At 71.6% G+C, this 6,762-nt stretch carries 7 protein-coding genes; 5 read left to right on the forward strand and 2 right to left on the reverse strand.

All coding sequences use genetic code 11. The features are described 5' to 3' along the window. The coding region (locus tag KN815_RS44685) for a LamG domain-containing protein (RefSeq protein WP_216347532.1) at window positions 1–643 on the forward strand (643 nt) is incomplete at its 5' end. A 25-nt stretch (window positions 644–668) separates the two neighbouring features. On the opposite strand, the gene KN815_RS44690 is transcribed toward KN815_RS44685, so the two are convergent. Together KN815_RS44690 and KN815_RS44695 are read right to left on the reverse strand one after the other, a co-directional pair. Further along, entirely contained in the window at window positions 669–1,127 is a 459-nt protein-coding gene (locus KN815_RS44690) for a VOC family protein (RefSeq protein WP_216347533.1), read from the reverse strand. A gap of 71 nt (window positions 1,128–1,198) precedes the next feature. Continuing rightward, window positions 1,199–2,302, reverse strand: a complete 1,104-nt coding sequence (locus KN815_RS44695; RefSeq protein ID WP_216347534.1) for a bile acid:sodium symporter family protein — start codon at window positions 2,300–2,302, stop codon at window positions 1,199–1,201. Window positions 2,303–2,492: 190 nt separating this feature from the next. Between KN815_RS44695 and KN815_RS44700 the strand changes: the two genes are divergently transcribed. The 4 genes from KN815_RS44700 to KN815_RS44715 form a co-directional block, all read left to right on the forward strand. Beyond that, complete coding sequence (locus tag KN815_RS44700) at window positions 2,493–3,386, forward strand: LysR substrate-binding domain-containing protein (protein WP_216347535.1); 894 nt, start codon at window positions 2,493–2,495, stop codon at window positions 3,384–3,386. A 185-nt stretch (window positions 3,387–3,571) separates the two neighbouring features. Then, window positions 3,572–5,398, forward strand: a complete 1,827-nt coding sequence (locus tag KN815_RS44705) for an AMP-dependent synthetase/ligase (RefSeq protein ID WP_216347538.1) — start codon at window positions 3,572–3,574, stop codon at window positions 5,396–5,398. 19 nt (window positions 5,399–5,417) lie between these two features. Then, window positions 5,418–6,098 (forward strand): hypothetical protein, encoded by a 681-nt coding sequence (locus tag KN815_RS44710; protein ID WP_216347536.1) that lies wholly within the window; start codon window positions 5,418–5,420, stop codon window positions 6,096–6,098. A 55-nt stretch (window positions 6,099–6,153) separates the two neighbouring features. After that, the coding region (locus tag KN815_RS44715) for an effector-associated domain EAD1-containing protein (protein ID WP_216347537.1) at window positions 6,154–6,762 on the forward strand (609 nt) is incomplete at its 3' end.

Here is a 6,762-nt window from a genome sequence, read left to right on the forward strand (position 1 = left end):
CGCCCGGTCCGCGACCGTGCTCGGCGGCGCGGCGGCGCGCGGCGACGGCCGCTTCGGCGGCGGGCTGTCCTTCGACGGCACGGACGACGCGGTACGTGTCCCGTACCGGACCGCCCTGCCGCTGGGCACCCGCGACTTCACGGTGAGCCTGTGGTTCCGCTATTCGGCCGCCTCCGGGCAGCATCCGTTCCTGTGGATGGGCGGGATCGGCACCAAACAGCCGCAGGTCTGGCTGCGCGGTGAGCCCGGGAGCAACCGGATCCGGGCGCTGATGACGACGGTCAACGGCTTCTCCACCTTCACCAGCGCCTCGGTGTCCACCGACGCCGCGTACAACGACGGGCAGTGGCATCACCTCGCCCTGACCCGCAGCGGCGGACGGCTCTCCCTCACTGTCGACGGCGGCACCGCCGTCACCGCCCCCGATGCCCCGGGCACCGTGAGCCGCACCGCGCCCTTCGGCCTCCACCTCGGCCAGGCCGTGGACGGCCGCTCCCATATGACCGGCGATCTCGATGAGTTCCGCCTGTACGGCCGCGCGCTGACCGACACCGAACTGCGGCGCGTCCGCGAGTTCAATGCCCCGCTCGACGACCACCGCTCCGGCGTCCTCGTCCACCTCCCCCTGGACCGCGTGCGGTGACACCACGACTAGCGTTCATCCACGGCTAGACCACACAGAACTCATTGCCTTCCGGGTCCTGGAGCACCACCGCGTAGTACTCCATCCCCGGCTCGTCCATGATCCGCTGCACCGTGGCCCCGGCGCCCTTCAGCCGGTCCACGGTCGCGGTGACCCGCTCGGTGCGGACCGCCAGGGGCACATCGCGCCCGCCGCCCACCTTCAGATCCAGATGCAGCCGGTTCTTGGTGACCTTCGACTCCGGAACCTGCTGGAACCACACCCTCGGACCCTGCCCCTCCGGATCCACGATGGACTCCGGGGTCTCCCCGACCCCCGGGGGCAGCTCCTCCGCGGGCACCCCCATGTCCGCCCAGTACTCCCGCCAGGTGGCATGGCCGCCGGGCGGGGGCTCGGGCACATAGCCCAGGGCCTCGGCCCAGAAGGCCACCATCCGGCGTGGCTCGGCACAGTCGATGGTTAGCTGAAGCGTCGGCGTCGTCATGTCCGAAGCCTCCCAGAGGGGTCTGACAACAGACCGCCGGAGACCAGACCGCCGGAAGCTGACGGCAGGCGTCAGACGCGGGTCAGTGCGGTGTTGTCCGCGCTGTCCGTACGAGCCCGAGCGGCCTCCGGTCCCGTCTTGGCGCCTGTCACCGCCGCCTCCGTCACCGCCGCCTCCGGCGCCCGCGCCGCGTAGCGGCGGGCCAGGACCGCGCAGACCATGAGCTGCATCTGGTGGAAGAGCATCAGCGGCAGCACCGCCAGGCTCGCCTGGGCGCCGAAGAGCACGCTGGCCATCGGCAGCCCGGCGGCCAGGCTCTTCTTCGAACCCGCGAAGACGATGGTGATCCGGTCCTCGCGGACGAAGCCCAGCTTCCGTGAGCCGTACGCGGTGAGCGTGAGCATCACCGCGAGCAGGACCGCCTCGACGCCGAGGAGGATCGCCAGCCGGGCCGGGGTGACCTGGTGCCAGATGCCCCGGGTCATGCCCTCGCTGAACGCCGCGTAGACCACGAGCAGCACCGAGCCGCGGTCGACCAGGCGCAGCACGGCCCGGTGGCGGGAGATGAAGCCGCCGATCCAGCGGCGCAGGAGCTGACCGGCGAGGAAGGGGGCCAGCAACTGGAGCGCGATCTTGACCATCGAGTCGGCCGAGAAGCCGCCGCCGCTGCCGCCCAGCAGCAGTGCGGCAAGCACCGGGGTGACGACCACGCCGAGCAGGCTGGAGAAGGAGCCCGCGCAGATCGCGGCGGCGACATTGCCCCGGGCGATCGAGGTGAAGGCGATGGAGGACTGGACCGTGGAGGGTACCAGGCACAGGAAGAGCAGCCCAGTGTAGAGGGGATGCGTGAGCACGTACGGCACCAGGCCGCGCGCGGCGAGGCCGAGGGCCGGGAAGATGACGAAGGTGCAGACCAGCACGGTCAGGTGGAGCCGCCAGTGGCGCACTCCGTCCAGCGCCTCACGGGTGGAGAGCCGGGCGCCATAGAGGAAGAAGAGGAAGGCGACCGCGACCGTGGTGGCCCCGTCGGTAACGGTGGCGGCCCGGCCGCTGACCGGGAGCAGCGCGGCGAGCGCCACGGTGCCGATGAGTCCGAGGATGAAGCCGTCCAGCGGGAGCCAGGAGGGAAGGGCGATCTTGCGGAGGAGTTGCGGGCGGTGCGGGCGGTGCGGCATTCGTTCTCTTTCTCGCTCTTTCTCATCCGGCGCTGGCTGGCATGGACTGGCGGACTGGCATGGACTGGCATGGACACGGACGGGGCCCCGTCCATAGTGCTCCGGATCAAGGCCATCGGGAATCCTGCATACCGCTCTGACTGCCATCGCATTCCGTGATGGGCCCCGGACCTCGGCATACAGTGGCCCCATGTACGACCCCGCCCAGCTCCGGACGTTTCTCGCGGTGTCCCAGACCCTCAGCTTCACCCAGGCCGCCGACCGCCTCGGGGTGCGCCAGTCCACCGTGAGCCAGCAGGTGCGCAAGCTGGAGGCGGCCGTGGGGCGGCAGCTCTTCACCCGGGACACCCACGGGGTGGAGCTGACCGAGGACGGCGAGGCGATGCTGGGGTTCGCCCGCTCGATCCTGGAGGCGAACGAACGGGCGGCGAGCTGGTTCCGGGGCACCCGGCTGCGCGGCCGGCTGCGCTTCGGCGCCTCGGAGGACTTCGTGGTGACCCGGCTGCCGGAGATCCTGGAGGGGTTCCGCCGCGATCACCCCGAGGTGGATCTGGAGCTCACCGTCGAGCTGTCGGGCACGCTGCATGAGCGGCTGGAGGCGGGCAAGCTGGATCTGGTGCTGGCCAAGCGGTCCGAGGAGAGGCCGGGCGGCCAGCTCGTGTGGCGGGACCAGCTCGTGTGGATCGGCGCCGAGCGGCTGCGGCTTGATCCGGACCGTCCGCTCCCCCTGATCGTCTTTCCGCCACCCGGGCTGACCCGGGCCCGCGCCCTGGATGTGCTGGAGCGGCACGGCAGGTCATGGCGGATCGTGTGCACCAGCGGCAGTCTCAACGGGCTGGTCGCGGCGGCGCGTGCCGGGCTCGGGGTGATGGCACACACCCATGGCCTGATTCCGCCGGGCCTGGCGCCGGTCCCCGAACGGGCCGGGCTGCCCGATCTCGGCCCGGTGGATTTCGTACTGTTGTACGGAAAGCGGCGGCAGGACGGCGCCTCGCACGCCGCCGCGGAGCGACTCGCCGCCGCGATCCTGGCCGGGCCTGTGCCACGATCGGAGAGATTTCGTGCAGAAGACCGTTACATATGAGCCACACACGCGGCGCATAGGACCAGACTCCACGCAATCCGCCCTCGTCGGCGCCTGATTGACCCTCTTTCACCTTACACGCCGCCCGGCATTCCGTGCGTTCCGGGCACAAAACACCTCTCCCGCATCCGGGCCGGATCGGGTACGGTCGCGGCGCTGTGCCCAGCGGCTTCAAGGAGCAGGTATTGCGCGAGTTCACCGTCCCCCCGATGGCGACGGCGCCCCAGGCCGGAGGACTGGCGGATGCCGTCTTCGACCATGCGGACGCCGATCCCCACCGGGTGGCGCTGGCACGCAAGACGGCGGATGGCCGCTGGCAGGACGTGACCGCGGGCCAGTTCCGGGACGAGGTGACGGCGCTCGCCAAAGGGCTGTTGACCCAGGGCGTCCGGTTCGGCGACCGCGTCGCGATCATGTGCCCCACCCGCTACGAATGGACGCTCTTCGACTTCGCGCTGTGGACCCTGGGCGCCCAGAGCGTCCCCCTCTACCCCACCTCCTCCGCCGAGCAGGTCTGCTGGATGCTGCATGACGCGGGGGTCTCCGCCTGTGTCGTGGAGCATGAGGACCACGCCATGACGGTCGGCTCGGTGGTCGGCCGGCTGCCGCATCTGAAGCGGCTGTGGCAGTTGGACGCGGGGGCGCTGGAGGAGTTGCTGGCGGCCGGGGAGTCGGTCGAGGACGATCTGGTCGAGCGGCACCGGCTGGCCGTGACCCCCGAGCAGCCCGCGACCATCATCTACACCTCGGGCACCACCGGCCGCCCCAAGGGCTGCGTGATCACCCACGCCAATCTGATGGCCGAGTGCGACAACATCGTCGAGCGGTACGAGGAAGCCTTCCACTCCAAGCGCGGCGACGAGGCCGCCACCCTGCTCTTCCTGCCGCTCGCCCATGTCTTCGGCCGGATGGTCGAAGTCGCCGCCATCCGCGGCAAGGTCAAGCTCGGGCATCAGCCCAGGCTCTCGGCCGCCGCACTGCTGCCCGATCTGAAGACCTTCCGGCCGACCTTCATCCTCGCGGTGCCGTACATCTTCGAGAAGGTGTTCGCGGCGGCGCGCCGCAAGGCCGAGGCGGAGGGCAAGGCCGGGGTCTTCGAGAAGGCCGTGGACGTGGCGGTGCGGTACGCGGAGGCGCTGGAGGCCAAGGCGTTCGGCACCGGGCCGGGTCCGGGCGCCGCGCTGCGCATGCAGCATCAGTTCTTCGAGAAGGCCGTGTACGGCAAGGTGCGCGCCGCGATGGGCGGCCGGGTCCGGCACGCGATGTCGGGCGGCTCGGGCATGGAGCGGCGGCTGGGGCTGTTCTTCGCGGGCGCGGGCGTCACCATCTACGAGGGCTACGGCCTCACCGAGTCCACCGCCGCCGCCACCGCCAACCCGCCCGAGCAGACCCGGTTCGGCACGGTCGGCGTGCCGATCCCCGGCACCACGGTGCATCTCGCCGACGACGGCGAGGTATGGGTGCGCGGCGGCCAGGTCTTCGAGGGCTATCTGGGCGACCCCAAGGCGACCGACGCGGTGCTGCGCGACGGCTGGCTCGCCACCGGCGACCTGGGCACGCTGGACGACGACGGCTATCTCACCATCACCGGGCGGAAGAAGGAGATCCTGGTGACCTCCAGCGGCAAGTCGGTCTCCCCCGGCGGCCTGGAGGAGCGGGTGCGGGCCCATCCGCTGGTCGCCCAGTGCATCGTGGTCGGCAACGACCGGCCGTATATCGCGGCGCTGGTCACCCTGGACTCGGAGGCGGTCGCGCACTGGCTGACGATGCGCGGCAAGCCGGAGCTGCCGCCGGGCGACCTGGTCCGGGACCCCGATCTGGAGACCGAGATCCGGCGCGCGGTGGTGGCGGCGAACACCACCGTCTCCCAGGCGGAGTCGATTCGTACCTTCCGGATACTTGCCGCGCAGTTCTCCGAGGAGCATGGTCTCCTGACGCCGTCGCTGAAGCTGAAGCGAAAGGCCATCGAACAGGCATACGCCGTCGAGGTCGAGGCGCTATACCACTCCTGAGCCGCGAAGGGGGCACGAAATGATCGATGTCATTCTCCCCGAACTTCCCGAACGTGAACTGTCCCTGTTGTCCGAGGAGACACCTCAGCCCAGCGACCCGAGGCTGGCCGGGCGGGTGATCCTGGGCGGGCCGGTGGCCTTACCGGTGACGACGGAGCTCGTCGAACCGGATCCGGAGCTCCGGGACTTCCTGCGGACCGAGGCCGACAACGCCGTCTACCACCTGGTGCATCTGTCGGTGACCTGCGCCCGGGACGCGCCGGACCCCGCCCTGCACTCGGTCAATCTCGATGTCACGCTCACGGCCGAACCGGTGCGGCGGGGCACCACGGTCTTCCAGCCGGTGGCCTGGTCCATGACCCCGCGCCGGCTCACCGCCGAGGCCAAGGCCACCGCACCGGCGCCCGCGGCCCATCTCGGCCCGCGGCTCGGCTTCCGGGAGGTTCCGCACACCGCGTACGGCGAGCGGGTCCTCCTGGAGGCGCGGCGTGAGCTGCGCTCCGATCCGGGCTGGGAGATCCGGCACACCTCGGCGGCGCGCATCGGCGGGACCTACCGGCTGGCCATGGTGGTGCGGGCACCGCGCGCCGCGGTGAGCCGGGCGGCGGTCGCGGTGGGCGCGACGGTGCGGGAGGGGCACACCCTGCACCGCTTCCGGGAGGAGCTCGAGGAACCGCTGCACCTCACCGCGGATCAGTAGATACGGGGGCGGGGGCACCAGCGGTACGAGCACAGGCAAGGAGCGAGGCGGAACGGTGGACGGCCAGGACGGGGACGGACATCCGGCGCTGACGACCGAGGAGATCCGGGAGTTGGCGCGGGTCTTCCCGCCCGGCCCGTCCGCCGTGGCGCTGCTGCGCAGGGCGGGCCTGACCGCCGGGCACATCCCGGCGGCGACCGGCACCACCGCCGGGGAGTTCTGGTCCGCGGTGGCCCGCGCGGTGGCCGCGGACCGGATCGCGGACGGCCGGCTGCGCCTCCTGGCCGCCGCCTGTGTCACCTATCCGCACAACGCGGTCTTCCGCGCCGCCTTACGGGAGCCGGGCGGCGGCGGTCTGCGGCGGGTGCTGGTGACCGGCGCCGCCCCCGGGTCCCAGGAGTTAGCCGCGGTCCAGCGGGCCGCGCGGGGCGTGCTGACGGTGGACCGGTGCCCCGCCGCGGCCGCCACCGATCTGCGGCGGATCCTCACCGTACGCCCGGACGTACTGCATCTGGTCTGTCGCCGCGAGGGGCACACGCTGGTCTTCGAGGACGGCGACGGCCAGGCGCATCGCACCCCCGCCGCCCGCCTGGCCGAGCTGCTGGCCGCCTACCGCCGGCTGACCGGCGCCCCGCTGCCCGGTGTGGTGCTCGGCTGCCCCGAC

The sequence above is a fragment of the Streptomyces niphimycinicus genome, from assembly GCF_018883605.1.
GTDB lineage: Bacteria > Actinomycetota > Actinomycetes > Streptomycetales > Streptomycetaceae > Streptomyces > Streptomyces niphimycinicus.